The sequence below is a fragment of the Pseudomonas sp. TUM25319 genome (genome assembly GCF_056388475.1).
Genome location: NZ_JBWJFH010000002.1, coordinates 179,249 through 196,560, shown reverse-complemented (window position 1 = coordinate 196,560; position 17,312 = coordinate 179,249). Strand labels below are relative to the sequence as shown.

Annotated in this window: 24 protein-coding genes and 2 pseudogenes; 21 read left to right on the top strand and 5 right to left on the bottom strand. The window is 55.4% G+C overall.

The features are described from left to right. Positions 1–401: 401 nt before the first annotated feature. From AC05QJ_RS32420 to AC05QJ_RS32410, 3 genes and pseudogenes are all read right to left on the bottom strand, one after another. Positions 402–914, bottom strand: a pseudogene (locus AC05QJ_RS32420) (tyrosine-type recombinase/integrase); the annotation flags it as partial. Positions 915–928: 14 nt separating this feature from the next. Next, positions 929–1,288 carry a hypothetical protein gene (locus AC05QJ_RS32415; protein ID WP_476748129.1) on the bottom strand — a complete coding sequence of 120 codons (360 nt, stop codon included), beginning with the start codon at positions 1,286–1,288 and terminating at the stop codon, positions 929–931. 147 nt (positions 1,289–1,435) lie between these two features. Further along, on the bottom strand, positions 1,436–1,813 hold the full coding sequence (locus tag AC05QJ_RS32410) for a hypothetical protein (RefSeq protein ID WP_476748128.1): 378 nt from the start codon (positions 1,811–1,813) through the stop codon (positions 1,436–1,438). 143 nt (positions 1,814–1,956) lie between these two features. Here AC05QJ_RS32410 and AC05QJ_RS32405 point away from each other — a divergent pair, with 143 nt between their 5' ends. Continuing rightward, entirely contained in the window at positions 1,957–2,406 is a 450-nt protein-coding gene (locus tag AC05QJ_RS32405; protein ID WP_476748127.1) for a hypothetical protein, read from the top strand. An 84-nt stretch (positions 2,407–2,490) separates the two neighbouring features. Here the strand turns inward: AC05QJ_RS32405 and AC05QJ_RS32400 are convergent, their stop codons facing one another. Then, entirely contained in the window at positions 2,491–2,751 is a 261-nt protein-coding gene (locus AC05QJ_RS32400) for a hypothetical protein (protein WP_476748126.1), read from the bottom strand. A 106-nt stretch (positions 2,752–2,857) separates the two neighbouring features. Between AC05QJ_RS32400 and AC05QJ_RS32395 the strand changes: the two genes are divergently transcribed. The 4 genes from AC05QJ_RS32395 to AC05QJ_RS32380 all read left to right on the top strand — a co-directional run bounded on the left by AC05QJ_RS32395 (position 2,858) and on the right by AC05QJ_RS32380 (position 4,044). Continuing rightward, positions 2,858–3,043 carry a hypothetical protein gene (locus AC05QJ_RS32395; RefSeq protein ID WP_476748125.1) on the top strand — a complete coding sequence of 62 codons (186 nt, stop codon included), beginning with the start codon at positions 2,858–2,860 and terminating at the stop codon, positions 3,041–3,043. A gap of 17 nt (positions 3,044–3,060) precedes the next feature. Beyond that, positions 3,061–3,366, top strand: a complete 306-nt coding sequence (locus AC05QJ_RS32390) for a hypothetical protein (RefSeq protein WP_476748124.1) — start codon at positions 3,061–3,063, stop codon at positions 3,364–3,366. A gap of 67 nt (positions 3,367–3,433) precedes the next feature. Continuing rightward, on the top strand, positions 3,434–3,772 hold the full coding sequence (locus AC05QJ_RS32385; RefSeq protein ID WP_476748123.1) for a hypothetical protein: 339 nt from the start codon (positions 3,434–3,436) through the stop codon (positions 3,770–3,772). Positions 3,773–3,780: 8 nt separating this feature from the next. After that, complete coding sequence (locus AC05QJ_RS32380; RefSeq protein WP_476748122.1) at positions 3,781–4,044, top strand: hypothetical protein; 264 nt, start codon at positions 3,781–3,783, stop codon at positions 4,042–4,044. 659 nt (positions 4,045–4,703) lie between these two features. On the opposite strand, the gene AC05QJ_RS32375 is transcribed toward AC05QJ_RS32380, so the two are convergent. Continuing rightward, the gene (locus AC05QJ_RS32375) at positions 4,704–5,687 is read right to left on the bottom strand and encodes an IS5 family transposase (protein WP_476748121.1); all 984 of its coding nucleotides are present in this window, start codon (positions 5,685–5,687) and stop codon (positions 4,704–4,706) included. Positions 5,688–5,797: 110 nt separating this feature from the next. Between AC05QJ_RS32375 and AC05QJ_RS32370 the strand changes: the two genes are divergently transcribed. The 16 genes and pseudogenes from AC05QJ_RS32370 (at position 5,798) to AC05QJ_RS32295 (ending at position 17,307) form a co-directional block, all read left to right on the top strand. Continuing rightward, on the top strand, positions 5,798–6,214 hold the full coding sequence (locus AC05QJ_RS32370) for a hypothetical protein (RefSeq protein ID WP_476748120.1): 417 nt from the start codon (positions 5,798–5,800) through the stop codon (positions 6,212–6,214). A 90-nt stretch (positions 6,215–6,304) separates the two neighbouring features. Further along, positions 6,305–6,838 (top strand): hypothetical protein, encoded by a 534-nt coding sequence (locus AC05QJ_RS32365; RefSeq protein ID WP_476748119.1) that lies wholly within the window; start codon positions 6,305–6,307, stop codon positions 6,836–6,838. 9 nt (positions 6,839–6,847) lie between these two features. After that, positions 6,848–7,168, top strand: coding sequence for a hypothetical protein (locus tag AC05QJ_RS32360; RefSeq protein WP_476748118.1), 321 nt, complete (start codon positions 6,848–6,850; stop codon positions 7,166–7,168). After that, the gene (locus tag AC05QJ_RS32355) at positions 7,165–7,395 is read left to right on the top strand and encodes a hypothetical protein (protein WP_476748117.1); all 231 of its coding nucleotides are present in this window, start codon (positions 7,165–7,167) and stop codon (positions 7,393–7,395) included. Before AC05QJ_RS32360 ends, AC05QJ_RS32355 begins: the two co-directional genes overlap by 4 nt. Positions 7,396–7,416: 21 nt before the next feature. Then, positions 7,417–7,698: a hypothetical protein gene (locus tag AC05QJ_RS32350; protein WP_476748116.1), complete on the top strand. Its 282-nt coding sequence runs from the start codon at positions 7,417–7,419 to the stop codon at positions 7,696–7,698. A 1,176-nt stretch (positions 7,699–8,874) separates the two neighbouring features. After that, the gene (locus AC05QJ_RS32345; protein ID WP_476748115.1) at positions 8,875–9,210 is read left to right on the top strand and encodes a hypothetical protein; all 336 of its coding nucleotides are present in this window, start codon (positions 8,875–8,877) and stop codon (positions 9,208–9,210) included. A 113-nt stretch (positions 9,211–9,323) separates the two neighbouring features. Continuing rightward, positions 9,324–9,656, top strand: coding sequence for a hypothetical protein (locus tag AC05QJ_RS32340; protein ID WP_476748114.1), 333 nt, complete (start codon positions 9,324–9,326; stop codon positions 9,654–9,656). A 105-nt stretch (positions 9,657–9,761) separates the two neighbouring features. Beyond that, entirely contained in the window at positions 9,762–9,998 is a 237-nt protein-coding gene (locus AC05QJ_RS32335; RefSeq protein ID WP_476748113.1) for a hypothetical protein, read from the top strand. Next, positions 9,922–10,425, top strand: a pseudogene (locus tag AC05QJ_RS32330) (phage protein NinX family protein). The gene AC05QJ_RS32335 and the pseudogene AC05QJ_RS32330 overlap by 77 nt, the downstream one beginning before the upstream one ends. Before the next feature lie 18 nt (positions 10,426–10,443). Further along, a complete protein-coding gene (locus tag AC05QJ_RS32325; RefSeq protein ID WP_476748112.1) occupies positions 10,444–10,677 on the top strand; it encodes a hypothetical protein in 234 nt (77 codons plus the stop codon). Between the two features lie 18 nt (positions 10,678–10,695). After that, a complete protein-coding gene (locus tag AC05QJ_RS32320; RefSeq protein ID WP_476748111.1) occupies positions 10,696–11,127 on the top strand; it encodes a hypothetical protein in 432 nt (143 codons plus the stop codon). 350 nt (positions 11,128–11,477) lie between these two features. Continuing rightward, complete coding sequence (locus tag AC05QJ_RS32315) at positions 11,478–11,897, top strand: hypothetical protein (protein WP_476748110.1); 420 nt, start codon at positions 11,478–11,480, stop codon at positions 11,895–11,897. A 368-nt stretch (positions 11,898–12,265) separates the two neighbouring features. Continuing rightward, positions 12,266–12,466 (top strand): hypothetical protein, encoded by a 201-nt coding sequence (locus tag AC05QJ_RS32310; protein WP_476748109.1) that lies wholly within the window; start codon positions 12,266–12,268, stop codon positions 12,464–12,466. A gap of 364 nt (positions 12,467–12,830) precedes the next feature. After that, positions 12,831–13,685, top strand: a complete 855-nt coding sequence (locus tag AC05QJ_RS32305) for a TnsA endonuclease N-terminal domain-containing protein (RefSeq protein ID WP_476748108.1) — start codon at positions 12,831–12,833, stop codon at positions 13,683–13,685. Further along, positions 13,682–15,850 (top strand): Mu transposase C-terminal domain-containing protein, encoded by a 2,169-nt coding sequence (locus tag AC05QJ_RS32300; RefSeq protein WP_476748107.1) that lies wholly within the window; start codon positions 13,682–13,684, stop codon positions 15,848–15,850. Before AC05QJ_RS32305 ends, AC05QJ_RS32300 begins: the two co-directional genes overlap by 4 nt. Further along, complete coding sequence (locus AC05QJ_RS32295; RefSeq protein WP_476748106.1) at positions 15,847–17,307, top strand: ATP-binding protein; 1,461 nt, start codon at positions 15,847–15,849, stop codon at positions 17,305–17,307. The genes AC05QJ_RS32300 and AC05QJ_RS32295 overlap by 4 nt, the downstream gene beginning before the upstream one ends. Positions 17,308–17,312 lie beyond the last annotated feature (5 nt).

The window sequence follows — 17,312 nt, the reverse complement described above, 5'->3', positions numbered from 1 at the left end:
GGCCAAAGCCTGCTTTGGCTTCATCCTGGGCATGTAGGGGATCATCAATGCGACCGAACATATCCCCCAATCGGACGAGAATTTTCTCATGGGGCCGGAGAGTGACAGCGCCAGTCGAGCCCCAACCAAGGGGCAGACTTGGGCATCATCCTGAGCGGGACCATCAGTTGGTGAAGTTGTCGGATTTTTTACTGGCGTCCAGTTGCACAAGGGATGTGCTCTCTGATGGCACTCGAAAAGGTTCTTCTCCACTCCACCCAGCAGCCCTGTCCCGGTTGAGTTAACCGGTCAAGTAATGAGCGACCTGCACCTGTAGGATGCGATAGACGCCTTGAACAGCTACCGCCAGGTACTGCAGCTGGTTGCGGGCATTGACTGGGCCGCTACACCGTAGGAGTTGGTGTCGCGGCCGTGGCGCGCAGGCCGTGCACGCTCTGCCCGGCGACGACGATGCCGGCGACCAGGGTCCAGTGGTCCACCAGCATATATATGCCGTTGGCGGTGATGCCGGCGCCGATGCTACGGCCGCGGATCGAGCGAAACAGCGGCGTGTTGCCTTCGTCCCGAGTGGTGTCCAGCTCCAGGTACTGGTGGATGCGCTCGGCCGCGACCGGATGCAGGGGCAGGTAGCGCACCTTGCCGCCCTTGGCCTTGATGCGCAGGTGCTTGATGCCGCGGCGCTGCAGCAGGTCGCCGGTGTGCAGTTGCGCGGCTTCCTCGCGGCGCAGACCGTGGTACAGCAGCACGGCGAGCACGGCCCGGTCGCGAGCACCCTTGAGGGTTTCGGTTGGCGGCGCATCGAGCAAGCGCTTGACCTGGTCGTCGCCCAGTGCCGGGGTCTTGCCTTCGCTCGCCCACTCGTTCGGCACTGGTAGTGCCGGCCATTTTCCTGCAGGAGCGTTCAGCCGGTGGTCCAGATTCTGGCCGGTCATGCCAGCAGGATCCGGTTGTAGTAGCGGCGTGGGTCCACCGTCAACTGATACGGGCCGCTCAGCGACAACGACCAGAGGCCGGCGCTGCCCTTGCCGGTGGCCTTGGCCGAGGCGCGCACCTGCGCCGGGGCCAGGCCGCTGCCGCCGTCATAGTAGAGTTCGTCGCCGACTTCCACGCGCTGTGCGGGCACGCGCTGGACGATGCAGCCACGGCCGTGGCCATCGCGCATCAGAATGTGAACCGAGCGTTGGCAGGTGCTGCACAACCAGGTGCGCGGATCGAGGTGCTGGGTGTCGGCGGTTTCCCAGGAGCAGGTCGGACAGGTGTAAAGCTGGTCGTGGTCGCTGATTGGCATGGTGTCATCCGTGGTGGCTTCCCCGGTCAGGCCGGAGCGTGTAAGTCGTTGAATACTATTGTGACCTTGCTTTAAAGCTGACCGCTCGCGGCGCTGCCGGCGGTGTGCTGGCCAAGGCATCGAGCAGCTGGTCGATCAGCTGCTCGATCAGCCGGCGATGCAGTTGTAGAAGCGTTCGGGGTCGACGCGCTGGCTGCCGTGGCCGTCCAGGGCCAGATGCCACAGGTTGCCCTGGCCCAGGCCCGGGCCGGAGGTGTTCACCCGGTGCAGCTGGGACGGGTCGTGCTCCAGGGCAACGAAGTCGTTGCGCTTGAGCGTGCGCGCCGGGCGGCGTTCGACGACGAAGGCCTGGCCGTCGCTGCCGGCGACGAGGATCTGCACCGGCTGGCCACAGGTCTTGCAGCACCAGGTGCGGCTGTCGAGGTCGTCATGGAGTACCAGGTGTTCGGTTTCGCAGGTGAGGCAATCGTAACTGCGGTCGTAGGCGACGGTGAACAGGTGGGGACGCGGCTTGGATGATGGCATGGAGCCCTCCATGGGCTTTGTGGTGATAACGTATTTTATCACCACAAACGCACCCAGCCGGCCGCTGCGCTTGTTTTCCGCCAAATCGCCACCATATCGCCATGAGGCAGCCAATCCGGGCTGTCGCCCAGGAGCAGTGACGCATGAACGATATCCAGGCAGGTCAGATCCCCCAGTGGACGAAGAACGACGATGGCAGCTCGGTGTTGAAGGTGGAAAACGCCACGTTGAATGTCGATGCGGCGGGCAACTTCGAACTTGATGCCGGCGGCAACCGGATCGAAAAGGTTGAAGGTGGTATTCAGGTAACTCGTGAAAGTGGTTTCCAGTTCCAACTTATGGAGCACGGTGGAATTCGACTGATTACCAAACCCAAGTCGGTTGGTATTCATGATCTTTCGCAAGTTGCCTCTTTCACCACCAGCTTTGAAGGTGATACTACGGTGCACTCCGTTGTTTTCCACAATGGCGACTCGGCCCGGATCATTTATAAAGATGGCGTCTTCGAGGAACTGATCAGTGCCAAACTTGGCCACTATCTGAACGGTTCGGATGAGCTGTTCATCAGTCAAGGTGGCGAGCCCGACGCTTGATCGGCGTTGTCAGGAAAGAGCCGGGGATTACCCCGGCTTTTTTTATGCCTGCGGCACGGGTTTTACGCCAGAGGGGGAGGGTAGTCAGTAGTGCGGCACGTTCGGGTACGGCACGACCTCGATCACCCCGCGATGCTGCTCGCTGGCCAGCACCTGTTTGAGCGCGAAGAGGCTCTGCTGCTGGCCTTCGACGTGACGGCGCCAAGCGTCCTGCACGCCGTCCACCAGATGCAGCACATTCATTAGGTTCCGCCGGCTCCGCTCCACTTTCAGGATCAACCGGCGCACATCGGTGGTCGGGTAGGCGTTACCGTGGCCAAAAAGGGCGACGTTGTAGCAGAACACGGTCTACCTCTCCGTTGCCGTGCCGAAAGAGAAACTGGAAGCCGTGCGTGTTGCAATCCTCGCAGCCGGTGGCAGCATCAAGTAAACGGATTCGAGGAAAACGACGATGAGTGCCACCTACGAGTGCCACGCATGCAGCTGGCAGGGCAAGCACCACGAGACTGATGCAAGTCACTGCCCTGAATGCGGTGGTGAAACCGAGGATATAGCGTCGATCTATTGCCAAGAACGCCCCAAGGTACCGGGTAGCGACGCAAACCTGCCCGAAGACCTTCCCGATCCGATGGCTTAATCAAGGAAAGCGTGACAATGGACAAGCTGACGATCACCAACGCTGAGTGGAAGGCATTCAACTACGAGGACTATGAGTCGGGCTTGTTTTGGCTACTGGTTGAAGCACCTGACGTTGATATAGATGCAGATGACGATGGCAGGACGGTTGGTCGGTACACGGGGGAGCTTGTGCGCTCAGCTGTCCTGGCGACAGTCGAGCAAGATCATGACGGGTTGCCCTATTTCGATGCTGTCGATTCTGTCAATTTTGGCCGGGTGCCCGAGGATGGTGTAGTGACACACTACGCCGAAGTTAAGGCACCAAGCTTCCTGTCATGTTGATATCGGAAATAGCTGCCCAGGTACCCCCGCGCTGGCCGCGGTCGTAAAGACAGGGCACTTTCAGCGCATGGAATCGAAAGAAATGAATGTGAAAAGAGACTCGGAAAATGGGGGAATCCTCATCGTCGCAATTTGCTTTGGCATCCTAACTACTTGGGCGGCGACTGTATCGATCAAGTCTTTGCTATCCGAGAGTGTTCCAAGCTCGAATTTTGACCCATTTAGTGGGCCGTTGGTGATCGACGCGCCAGGTTGTGCAATCAAAGGGCCGGACGGCAGATCGATTAAAAATGATATTCGTAGTTCTGCGCAATTGATGATCCCGAAGGGCACCACCATCAACGTTGATTGCTTCCCAGCCGCGAAGGTTCCGAGAGAAGCCGACTACAAATCCTCCCGGCCATAGGAAATCTCATGGATACCAACAAGATGCGCGCCGTCGCTGCCAAAGACTGGCGCATGGAGCTTGAGCTTGAGGAAAAGCTGGTTGCCGCCGGCCTTGGCTATCCGCTTTCGAAAGAGGTAGCAGTCAAGGCGTACAAGGCAATGCTGGAGCCCAGGACCGACACTCCGGAGAACGCTGACTGTGAATGGTGCTACGGCGTTGGTCACGACCATGAAGGTGATCCATGTGTTGGCTGTTGCAGCCCGACTAAAGCTCAATGGCCTGCAAGCTAGTCCACTACACAAATCCGAAAGACTTTGATCAAGGTGACTAGGAGCCCTACAGCATGACACCAGGTGTGCAAAAAATTGAAGTGACCGTTCGCACCAATGAGGGCGAGCACAGAAACGGTACGGACGTTTGAAAAAGGCAGTAGTGCTGGCAGGGATGCATACCGCGACGGACAGCTAGTGTCATCCTGCACATCAGCCCCAGACTCGCTCGAAGGCTACGCCTGGACCCTGGGTTGGCAAAACGCATTTAAGTGGCGAACTGATCTGCCACATGAGCAAGTACAACGCCTTAGAGAGTCCGGCCTGGTCGAGATTTCGCTCGAACAGATCCCCTTCAAGTCGAGACATCGATCAGCCACTTTGTAGACGCCGCGCACCAGAGGCAAGTTGAGAGAAAACGCCATGAAAGCGGATTCGGGAGGCGGTCCTGGCCGGTCCCAAGTGGCTGAAGCGCCTGGTGGCCAAACTGGATGTTCATGTGTAGCCATGCCGTGCTGATAGTGCCCTTGCGAAGTCGGAAAACCGTGAGACGCTGTGCTCTAAGGAAACTCCGAACAAGTTGCCCATCGGCCGGAAATGGGCGGTTCGGGGATGCCGAAAAGCCTGACTTTCAGTCGCTGATTATTGGATAACCAAGGCAAAGCCTTGGTTATCTGCCCTCACGGGCGCACCTCTCCCGCAGCAGGCATTAATTGCCGGCGCACCATCCACAGATTCGACAGCGCAAACAGCGTGGTCAGTTGCGCCGTGTTCTTGGCCAAGCCACGGAAGCGGGTTTTCACATAACCGAACTGACGCTTGATCACGCGAAAGGGATGTTCGACTTTCGCTCGTGCCTGCGCTTTAACTTTCTCGATCTTGCGTCGGGCGTTGTAAAGCACGCTGCGTTTGCTCAAGTGCTTGTAGGTACTGCGGCGAGCCGCGACCTGCCAGATCACGGGCCTCCCGTCATGCTCAGGCCGTTTTTCCACGCCGGTGTAACCCGCATCGGCACAGACGAAATTTTCATCACCATGTAGCAGGTGAGCGACCTCCGTTACATCAGCCACATTCGCCGCTGTGCCGTGGACGTGGTGCACCAGGCCCGACTCAGCATCGGCACCAATATGCGCCTTCATGCCGAAGAAATACTGATTACCCTTCTTCGTCTGATGCATTTCAGGATCACGTTTGCCTTCCTTGTTCTTGGTCGAACTGGGGGCGTGAATGATGGTGGCGTCGACAATGGTGCCCTGGCGCAACGACAGGCCCTTGTCTCGAAGGTAATTATTGATAGTTTCCAGAATCCCCGAAGCCAGTTGGTGCTTCTCCAGCAGGTGCCGGAAATTCATGATTGTCGTGTCTTCGGGGATCGGAGCGCTGAGCGTTAGATGAGCAAACTGGCGCATCGAAGTAATCTCGTACAGCGCTTCTTCCATGGCTGGGTCGCTCAACGAGAACCAGTTCTGCAGCAGGTGAATACGCAGCATGGTTTCCAGTGGGTAAGGCTTGCGGCCACCGCCAGCCTTTGGGTAATGCGGCTCGATCAATGCCACCAAACCGCTCCACGGCACCACCTGCTCCATCTCGGCCAGGAAACGTTCGCGGCGGGTCTGCTTGCGCTTACCAGCGTACTCGAAATCGGAAAAGCTCATCTGACTCATGGGATGGAGGGCTTGTGGGGGGAAATTGACGGGAGGGCTATTTCAGCACAGCTCAGGTGGCCTGTGCTGACTTGATCGGAGAATCCCTAACGAATCCCGAGGAAATAGCGATGAATGCTCACAATCTGATGACCGATGAACTCAAGCATGCGATGCACTGCGGTGTGCCGTTCTCCTGGGTATCCTCCTGCAGCGTTCAAGAAGGCGCCTTTGGACTCTACTCTCAAGCGGAGTGGCATCAGCGCATCACCGACCAGCTCTGCGAACTGTGGTCGGCTGCTGGCTACTACCTCGAAGATGCTGACGCCTTCCAAGTGTGCGCCGCGAAGGTGATCGGCAGCGTGCGGTTCCACATCACTGATCCGGGCGGCACCGGAATTCCCCATCCTGATACCGCTTGCCTGGTTCATGCGTTCGACGCCGAGGACCACGAATTCCTGGAGTTGTACCGCGAGTTCCCGAACCGCGCGGCGCTGGAGATGGCGATGCCAAATCTTGCTGTTGAGGCCGCTGCAAACCGCTGTTGACTAACCCCAGGATGCCCAAGCCCAGCTCATGCTGGGCTGAGGCCGTAGAGGACACCGCTTCGGCGTCCACCCTATCGAAGGAATGACGATATGCCGCTGGATGAAAGCAACCAGGCCGAGTTCGACGAGCTGCACAGGCAAATCCACGATGCAATCCATGCTGATCATGAGCTTCGTTGGATGCAGACCGTAGGCGGTTTTTCGGGGCGCCGCATGCCCGAGCAAGGCATGTTCGTGAAGACAGGCCCGCATGGCGCCTCAATGCGTGGCTCAATCGGTTGGGTTGCCCAGGTGCGTTTGAAGCAGGGGCAGTTCGGTTCGGACAATTACATCTTGTGTCATGCAGGCAACGGTGGATGGTTGATGCAGCACTCGAACAACGTTTTCTATCCGCTCACCGCCAGTGAGGTCGAGATGGTGCGACCGTTTTTTGCTGATCGCCTGCCGGAGAATGAGGACTTCAGCCGCGGCTACACCCTTGGCAGCGAAGAAACACGCGCATTTGGCTTCCTGATCGAGGCTCCCGAGGGCTTCGAGCCACGTGGCGGCGAAGGTGCGCGCATGCTCATGACCGCCATCGGTGCCGATGGCGGCAAGACCGTCACTGACACGGTTTTCTTGTAGAAAATCGCCATGTCGAAGCCTTGCACGAAAAGCGTGAAAATGGTCGCACTGTGTCAGTGGTTTGAACGCAACCCGGCGACATATAAGTTTGAGCCGGTGGACGATGAAATCGTGTGTTGCCCTGCGCTGGTAGGTCAGTCGAAGGTAACGGTCTGGCTCCCCAAGGGTGCAAAGATTCAACGGCGGCATGACTTCGCTAAGGATTCTCCCGAGGGTGGGCCTTTGGTGATCCCACCGACCTACACCCTCAACCACGCTTTCGGGCGCATGGCTACCTCGCCCAAGGTGAAGTCCGATTTGATTGAATTTGTTTTGGTCCCGGAAGAATGAACAAGGCACGCCGCAAGGAACTGACTGAAATCACCACGCAGTTGCAGGATCTGCGCGAGCGCATCGAGCAGTTGCAAGAGGAAGAACAGGAAGGCTTCGACAATCTGAGCGAAGGCTTGCAACAAACCGAACGTGGTCAAGCGATGGAGCTGGCAGCCGGGCAATTGAGCACGGCGGTGGATGCTGTAGAGCAGGCCATCGAAGCCCTGGAAGAAGCCCAAGCGTGACTAGCGCAAGGAAACCGAACGATGAATAAAAGTGATGTTTTTAACGTTATCCTTTTGGGAAGCGGCGCCGCGATTTTCGTTCTCGCCAAAATTCGTGGCCGCGAAGGCAAGCTGTGTCTCGAAACGTTGTTCGCCGGACTAGCTGTGCTTGGCGCCTATGGCGCAATTGATAGTGTTGTGAGTGGTGACGCCTTCATGGGGGCAGTTGTCGGGCTCGTTGCCGTCGCCGCTGCTATCACCGTTTTTGACATGCGCTCCAAGCGTATGGCGCGTGATACTCCACCGCGTGCAGACAGCGAATAGTTCCGGGTAAACGACCAGGTACGCCCAAGCCCAGCACATGCTGGGCTACGTCAGTAGGAGCGCCGGATCGGCCGGGGCACCAAGGAGACAAAAATGCCTGAATTCACGTTTAAAGACGGTAAGCTCAGCTCTAACAGTTATGTCAAAGCGACTCGCCAATATACCTGTGGAAAGGGAACGGTCAGTGAGTTGACGTTGGACATGCCGGAGGGGCTGACCGTTCATGGAGCAATCACTGTCAATGCACAATGCCCTTGCTGTGGGGAGAAAGTCCTAATCCCACCTGGGAAACACAGTGTTAATAGCGGTGGTGTTCTTGTTACTGAATAGACACTTTGAGCATTACGCGCCCGGTTCGCCGGGCCTTCAAGGAAGGCGCTTGGCTGTTGCTTGCCGACGCGCAACACCACGCAACAGGAAAAGGGATTTAAATTGGTGGGTCTTGAGAATGTAATTCTCCTAACAACTGTTTGCATGAATGGATGCAAGCCAGCCGCGGGGCCTTCTCGGTTCTTTGAGACGATGGAAGCATGTATCGCAGCAGCGCGTCGGGACCAGCTGGACGCCGAACGATACTACTGGAAGCGCCTGCATGTGATTTATCTGCATGAGTGCAGGGCTAAAGATGGGGCCTCTGTCAAGATTACACATTCTTAATCGCTGCATTCGTAGAGAGCGAGCTTGGAGAAGAGGGATGGATGGCTGAAGCCGACTGGCTTTCTTTAGTTGATTTCGCAGGCCTCCTGGCCAACAGGTCAACGTCAATGAGGGTGACAGTCCTGCAGTGGGTGACGCTCGCTAACAGCGCGAGTTCTAGCTATTCGACCCAGTAAAGGTATCAGTTTGCTGCTTGCGCTTGCAGGTAATGCTGGATAATGCCAACAACAAGTCGGGGCTGTGCCCGCAGCCTGGATGTTCAGGCAAGAGGCTAGGGAGATCTTACTCCAAAGAGCCGCAGCTGCACCCCGGCGACATAAGCCAACTGATTACGGAATCGTCATGAATACTCGAAGCAATTCTCGCTTGATTGATGCCGATGGGCACGCAGCTTGGCTCACTCGCCAAGGGGCATCTTATTACCTTCGCATTGGTCGGAAGCTCGGCTACATCTGGCGTCAGACCGAATTCGGCTGGAAAGCCAGTCCCGCCATTCAACCGCAGGCGTAACGTAAAACCATGAGCACTTACAAGCGGAGCTTCGTACAGACGTCCAGAGCTTGGTATGCATCTTCAGCCCTTGAAAATGACGCCCACGAGCGATTCATCGTTAGCGTTGAAGCCGGCGAAAACTACCAGGGCGAGTTTGAAATCACTTGGCCGAAGATTTCTCATGCTGGAAGTGCTGAATTGCGCGTCCTTGATGACGGTTGGCGTGCACTCTCACTCTGCCATGACTTGGTTGCTGTAGTCGCAGGTAGTGGGTCTGAACAACTGACCGTCGAAACATTTCAAGACCATTTGATCAACCTTGGCTTCGAGGACGCGACAGACACTGAGCGGCAATCTACATAGCAAACCGCGGCGTATCTGCCGCCCTGGTACACCACAGGCCCAGTCATCACTCGCTGGGCTGAGGTCGTAGAGGACACCCCATCGGCGTCCACCCAATCGAAGGAATGAGACCCATGACCATGAAGCCAATGCAGATCAAATTCCCGGTAGCGGAGCGGGCCAGTGTCAGCGATTCCCAGCTCTACAGCCATGCCCAGGTGCCGAGCATGGATGAGGCCGGCGAGGACTACATTCTATTCCTCACCGTGCGTGCTGCAGACCCTGACCAGGAACGGCTTATTGCCGACACTTGCACCCGCGCAGTCACCTCGGCGCCCAAGGCGCTGGCCGCTATGCAGGCCGCCTATGACAAGCTGGACAGCGTGGCTTTCGTGTCGCATGAGGGCGATACCGACGAGGTAAAGCGCGTTCTGCTCGACGCGATGTCGGCGCTGGTCGCCGCATAAAAGAAACCGCCCAGCTACGCCCAAGCCCCGCCATCAACGTGGGGCTAAGCCCGTACCAGGGCGCCGTTTTCGCGTCCGTGAACAGTACCGATATGGACTTAAAGCATGAGCAAATTCCTCACATACGTCATCCGCCTGCCGGAAGGCCAAGAAGCTTCAAGTGCAATCAGCACTGGCGTCCGTGCTCTGGTTGAGAAGCACGGCGGCGAAATCACCGCTGCATCCAACGAAGACGAAATGACCATTCTCGACATGATCGAGAACCATGAAGACTTCCGTGAATACATCGCAGACGAGGCACGAGCGCAGGCCAAAGAGCTGTGTGCGAAAGCGGTTCACTGATCTGGGGAAAATCCAGGCCATGACAACAACAGTGGAAGTAAAAGCCAGCGAATTGGCTGGTGCAGCCTTGGATTGGGCTGTGGCTAAGGCCGATGGTGAGAAACTGGTTGAGGTTGAAGGCAAGCATGCCGTAATCACCGGTTTCCGCCTGAGTACTATCCGCGTTCCAGGTGGTTACACGCCGTCCACCGATTGGAGTTAGGGCGGCCCGTTCATCTTTGAGTATCGCGTGAATTTGATCGAGGTGAGCGGGGACTGTTGGGAGGCTTGGGTTTCTGGCCAAGACGATCAACGCTACCAGGGTGGCGATAGCCCTCTGGTTGCCATCTGTCGCGCTGTTGTGGCTTCGCAACTGGGCGATACCGTTATGGTTCCAGATGAACTTGTCAGAAGGGCAGAAACGCCAGCAATCAAATCACCTAACTAGGTATCGGAGAACGAGACCATGACCACCTGCTTAAAGCCCCGACGCCCTCGGAAACCGACCAAGTTGCAGCAGGGCATTCTGTACGCAGCTGCTGATCTGGCCCGGTTCATTGTCCAGGTTGAGGATGTTGCCGCACTGTTGCGCCGTCAGGGCCTAGCCGACGCCGATTGCTCTGACTTGGACGAAATGGACAAAGAGCAATTGCGTGTGTTGCGCGATGATTTTGGCCTGCCCCTGCGCGGCCTCGATTGATCTACCTGAGAACGAATCATGGCTACCGAAGCACAACGAAAAGAAGCCTATGAGGCTGGAGCCGCATCCGCAAAGGCGGTTCTTGCTGAGTCCAGTAAACCGCTGATGATGGTGGACGAACTTTGTGACGATGAACTTTCCACGGCCAATGCGATGGGCTGGAACTCTGTTTGGGCGTCCGATGAAAACAGCCGTCGCTGGTCCTCGCTGCGAGACATAAACCAAGTTGCGAAAGGGAAAACTCAGTCCTTCGACAAGCTAAGAAACAATCTTGCTGAACGACAGGCCGGACTGAGCTGGAAGGACGCTTGGGCGCTTCGCCTGAGCGATCAAAGTGGAGATAACCTCCTCCCTCGTGGTTTCAATGCCAAAAATCTGCGTGAGCGTGCAACTGGCCGTGAGGTGATTTGCGGAATCAAGCAGGCCGCGACCGGAATTCTCGAGAGTTAAAGGATATCCCGTATGGCACTTATTCACGTGATCAGACAGGAAAAGGCACGGGCCCTCAGCAACAAAACTGTGTGGATCATGATTGCTGTAATCGGCGCTGTTTGCCTCGCGCTCATCACAATGACCATGATTGTTTTGTTTAAAGCCGGGTACTGGTGGCTGGCTCTGTTGATTGTGGGCCCCCTGGGAACAGGCCTGGGCCATTCATCTAGCGAGTGGATTCGGTACTGCCGACCGCACTGGTTCAAACACAAGAGCTAAGTCGGAAAACGCTGCTGATCACCAGCCCGCCGAGTGCGGGCTATGACGATAGAGGCACCGGATAAGCCGGGCGCAACTAAGGAATGACTATGGCCATTACACCACTGGAAAAAACGCTGATCGACAATGCCCGCTCCCATCAGGAAGCGCTGGCCATCTATTATCCCAAGCATCAGGTCGGGCCGTTCAATGAGGACGATCACGCAGATTACCTCAAGCGGTCGGGCGCTCTCACCGACCTATTGGCACTCGCTCACTCCAAGAGCGGGCTGAGCGACGAAGCTGCGGAACAGTTACGTGAAGTGGAGGCAGAAGACGCAGCGACGTTCAGGCAGCACTTCCCGGTTGAAACAACCACTGCCGAAAACATCGTCAACCAGGCCACTACCCACGTTTTTCTCAAGCCGCAGAATGTCGATTTTCGACTCCAGGACGGGCGCACCGAAGCTGTAGATGTATCGAAAGCCGAGCCAGTGTTCGAACTGGGCGGCTTTGCCCCAAAGGTCTAGAGAAACGACGCCATGAAGATTCTGTGCCTGCTAGGCCGACACAACTTCCAAATCGCCCAGGGCCACCCTGACAGCAAGCTGGGTTACTGCATTTACGAATGCACCAGGTGCAGCAAAGCTGTCGTGAGCGATCCGGGCTTGGGAAGCTCGTTCCCGATCCTGAATACTCAGGCCGCTATCGAACGGGACGCCTCGAAAGCAGCCCTGCGCAATCAGCACTGAATCAACGGAAATCCCACTGCATCTATAAGCCCGCCGCTGTGCGGGCTATGCCAGTGAAGGTACGCCATCTTCGCGTCATTGATAATCGCACCTGGTGGTGCGCCACAAGGGCGCGATTCTCGCGCCCGTGAAATTGAGGTAGTCCAATGCGTCGTATCAAGGCCTTTTACTCCAAACAGTACGGTGTAGCCCCACTCTGGCAGAAAGCAGCAGCAGGCTTTGTCGCCGGCAGTTTGACTGGCGGTGCGCTGCACTACTTCCTGGCCCCTAACCCAATGATTCCCGCTGTTGCAGCGGGTGTCAGCGCCGCTGTGTGCTTTGCCTTCGGCAAAAGCGCCGCGAAGTAGGAAAAACACGTTCAGTTGCATCCCAAGCTTTGGCATAAAAAACCGGGATAGCGGCGGTATCAGGGCGCAGGTTTCGCGCCCCTAAATTTACGGAGAACACAATGAAGTGGTTTTGAACAATAAAGATTGACACAAAACAATAAAGTTCGACACAAAGCAACATAGATTGACACAAGCCTGAAACCCCCGTATCTACGGGGGTTTTCCTTTTCCGGGCTTCTTCCGTTGGTCCGGATTCATCGCTTCGATTTGTGACGGGTGTAGGGTAGGAGATCATTTAGGTGGTCGGTAAGGCGACCACTTTCTCCTACTGTCTTTTTCCGGCGTGAGGTGAAGCTGTACGCATTGACTGAGGAGGCGTGGGTTGCGAGGTCGCAGTTTTGCATCACAGCAGGACATTGAACGGCACGTAGCAAATGGATTTGGCGAGGGCGCCGGTGTTAGCTATGTGCCATGGCTTCGGGTTCAGGACGTTCCTTCGAGAGGGCGCTCTCACAAGATCCAGGGAGTAAAGGTAGATAGGATTCACCATTTTCTTTCCGATCTTGAGCGGTCGTACTTTCTTGTTTGCGAGTTTTCTGAAGATGTGGTGGATATCCGTGAGCAATATCCACTGTTTCCGGTTGAGCGTGCACAAGCGATCGCGACCGCGATAGGCGTGAGGTATCCGAGATATCCTAAAACCACCTTACCGTATGTGATGACCACTGATTTCCTTTTGACATTGAGGGAGCCTGACGGGAGCTTTAAGTCTGTCGCTAGAACGGTTAAATATCGTTCGGATCTAGTGGGTAAAGGCAGCAAGCGCACGTTTGAGAAACTCGATGTTGAAAAGCGATTTTGGAACAGTCAAGGTGTCGATTGGACCATCATTACTGATGAGTTTTTTACTCCTGATCTGATCAAGAATCTCGGGCTACTCCGGAAATATTCAAAGCTGCATCGAGACTTGATGAAAGTTTCGCTGCATATTGAATTTATTGAATGTTTGGAGAACAGTAGAGAATATCCGTGGACGCTAGCCACATGCCTGCGCAAGATCGCGAACCACTTATCCATTTCGTATATTGATGCGCAAGGGATTTTCTTTCATCTAATTTGGACCAAGACGCTAAAGGTCGATCTGGTTAATGCTCCTCTACACCTTACCGCGCCAGTGCCAAAGTTTGAGGTCTTCAAAATCCCGGTTCAGTCATCCCTGAAGGAGAATCTGTCGTGACTGTTTTCGTCAATGGTGTTTTTGAGCCTGTCACTGAGTCGTCGGTCATCAACGCGATGGCGAGGGTTATTTACATTGATGATAAAGATGACGCGGTAGTTTTGATTGACTTGGTTGACGCGCCTCGGCAGCCATACACCTTAGGGTTAGAGGAGCTTCGCGGCTCCCTTCAATCTGGTGATACCAAGTCTGTGGCTATCACTACGCCTGAGTTCATGCTGGTGTTAGAGGAGGATCTGGATGAGAGAGCCAAGCAAGCCAGGGACGAGAAATGGGCCATAATCGCTCCACTGCTAGATCCTCACTATCCAGGGCAAATATTTGTTCAAGGTGAATTGGGTCGATTGGTCAGCAGCAGAGCTTCGGAGCTTGGCGTTCAGAGGAAAACTATTTATCGGATTCTTTACCGCTATTGGGTTTTTGGTCAGGTACGAAATGCATTGCTGAAGAACTATACGGCGGTAGGTGTTGCCAGCCGAGTTTACGTCCCGGAAAGACCTCCAGGGAGAAAACCAAAGTTCCAAGGAGTTCTTATTCCGCCTACCAAAATGCTCAGTGCAGTGGATAAACGATGCATTCGAGTTGGCTACGCTCTTTATGTAAATGACAAGAAGTCGTCCATTTCTAGTGCTTATGGTGAAATGTTACGAAAATTTTATTCTGTGCGCGATGTTTCTAAAAAGGATGGAGAAGAGCTTAGGCTTCTGCCGACTTCAGAAATCCCCAGCCTAAGGCAGTTTAAATATTGGGGCGGTATTTTTTTTGATGAAGTCGAGACGGAGCGCGGGCGTCAGGGACTAAGGAAGTGGTTGAAAGACAGCCGCCCCTTATCTGGTACTGTGAGGGACTGGCTTCGCGGGCCCTGCCATCAGTTCGAAATCGATGCGACCATAGCCGACATTTACTTGGTTAACAGTTACTCCCGGCGGATGCTCATAGGACGGCCAGTTGTATATATAGTTGTCGACAGTTTCTCCGGGATGATTGTCGGCCTTTATATCGGATTGGAAGGTCCGAGCTGGAATGGGGCTCGACAGGCGTTGTTCAATACGTTCACATCTAAGGTCGATTTCTGTGCGCGGAACGGCATTGAGATTAAATCGGCGGACTGGGACTGCCATCATTTGCCTCACCAAATATACGCAGATAGAGGGGAGATGCTGTCGCTGGCGGCAGAGGGGCTTTCAAAAGGCCTGGGGATAGAGATGGGCACTGCGCCCCCGTACCGTCCTGACTGGAAACCGATGGTCGAGAGTCGGTTTGGTATTTTGAATGATCTCACCGGAATCAGATGGCTTCCTGGTGGAGTAGCTGCACGGGATAAGGAGCGTGGTGAGCGAGATTACCGGCTCGATGCAACGCTGAACCTGAGGGAGTTCACGCAGATCATCATCAGGTGCATCCTTCATTACAACCGGCACCATCGCCAGCCTGATCGATTGACACAGGCAATGATCAATGACGGTGTAGAGCCCACGCCCACCGGGATATGGACCTGGGCATCCGACAACCAAATGATCGTACCCAACAACCGCCCTGATGAGCTCGTCTACTTGCACCTGTTGCCCCGCGAGCGCGCAACCGTTCAGAAGGGTGGGCTTGTTTTCCGTGGTATGCACTATGTCTGCGGGATGGCAGTTGAGAAGAACTGGTTTGCCAAGGCACGCAGTCGTGGCGTTTGGGCGATCGAGTGCAGGTACGATCCGAATTCTGCTGCCCATATCTGGATACAGGATGATTCTAAGCAGTTCATCCGCTGTGACCTGCGTCGGTCTGATGTCAAATATTCGGACTACCGCTCGGACGAGATCTATGACCTGCTCGAAGCGCATCGCCAAACGCCGCCACAGCACCGGCACGCGGAGCTGGAAAGCCGTGTGCAGCTCAGCGATGAAGTAGATCTAATCGTTAGCAATGCACTTGCGGAGCGTAAGCTTGAGCCTGCTGCCGCCACCAAAGCGGAGGCTACGGGGAACATTCGCGAAAACCGTACTGAAGAAAGGTCACGTGAGCGCGAAGTCGCATTTGTCCCGGATGGAGTACGGGCTGAGCCGGTAGCTCCTGTTTCTGAACCTACCCGGAAAGCACATGAGTCGTACGCCGGCCAGCGCACTGCGCAGGTTATCGATTTGCTCAAAAAAATCCGCCCAGGGCAGAAGCAATGAAAGGTGCACAGACTTTCGCAAACTACTCCAATCAGGATATTCGGGAATATTCTGGGAATCCGCTAATCGAAGCCCTTCCTCCGATCTTGTCGGAGGTGACGGCCATGGATCTGATATCGAATTTTCCCCAGCCAGTGGACCCGAATGAGCTGAACCTTGAAAGCGCGACCAGGCTTCATTGTATTGACCGGTTGAAAACGGTGGTGCAACCGTTTCTATTGCATCTAGAGCTGGAGGCCCAGTTCTCACTGCTTATCCGCCGAGGTTATGTAGGTCGCAACCCTACCTCAGCGTCGACAGTTCGACACCTGCACTCCCTATCGGGGGCTCAGCGCTATCATGACGCCTTTAAGTCTACCGCCGAGACTTTTACGGTAGTCGGCCTGAGTGGTATCGGAAAGTCGACAGCGTTGCATGCCATCTTGAGTCTTTATCCGCAGACGATTCGGCATGAACGCTATGAGGGAAAGCAATTCGTCCAGACCCAGATCACATGGCTCAAGCTTGACTGCCCACGGGATGGATCATTGAGTGGCTTCTGCCAGCAATTCTTCTATGCGGTGGGTGAGGCCTTGGGCGACAAGGACTACTACAAGCGCTACAGGCATCGGAATATCAATGACGCCTTGCAGCAGATGGAGCAGGTGGCCAGTACGTTTTACATCGGCGCTCTGTTGATTGACGAGCTTCAAAACCTCCACTTGGCGAAAACGGGGGGCAAAGAAAGCATGCTGAATTTCTTTCTACATCTGGTGAACAACATTGGTATTCCTGTCGTTTTCAGCGGCACGAATTCGATGATCAGCTTGTTTTCGGAGGTCATGCGTACTGCCCGCCGAGTCTCTGGTTCAGGGACGCTTGAGTTTAAGCGTTTTGAAAAGGACGATGAGGAATGGCAGATACTGGTAGAAAATCTCTGGAGCTATCAGTGGTGCAAGCAGACTGCGGTACTCACCGATGAGATTTTTGACGCCTTGTACGAACACACGCAAGGCGTCACCGATTTTCTCGTGAAGCTGCTGGTGCTCAGCCAGCGATATGCGATTCAGAGTGGCTCGGAGTGTGTGTCTGCCGAAATTATTGAGAAGGTTAGTAATTCGAAGATGCAGATACTCAGACCTGCCTTATCAGCGCTGCGAAGTCGAGATCCTGGACGGATGCGACGGTTTGACGATCTTTTGCCCCTAGAAGAGCAGTTGAATGACATGATGGCGTTTGACGGTTTGTGTCGGGCAGACCGCCTTACTCTGCTCCGAAGTGTCGTACCCCGCGTCAGCCAGACGGCCCCGCCTCCTGCAACTGCTGGGAAAACCCCGCAGGCACCTGCCGCCGTTGCAGTGGAAGAGTCAGCAGCAAAAGCGCTGAGTGAAAACGACAATCCTATCGGTGCGCTACGGGCAGCAGGTTGGTTGAACAACGACCTCTTTGAGTTCTCGCCGATGTATCGCAAAGAGTGAGACGG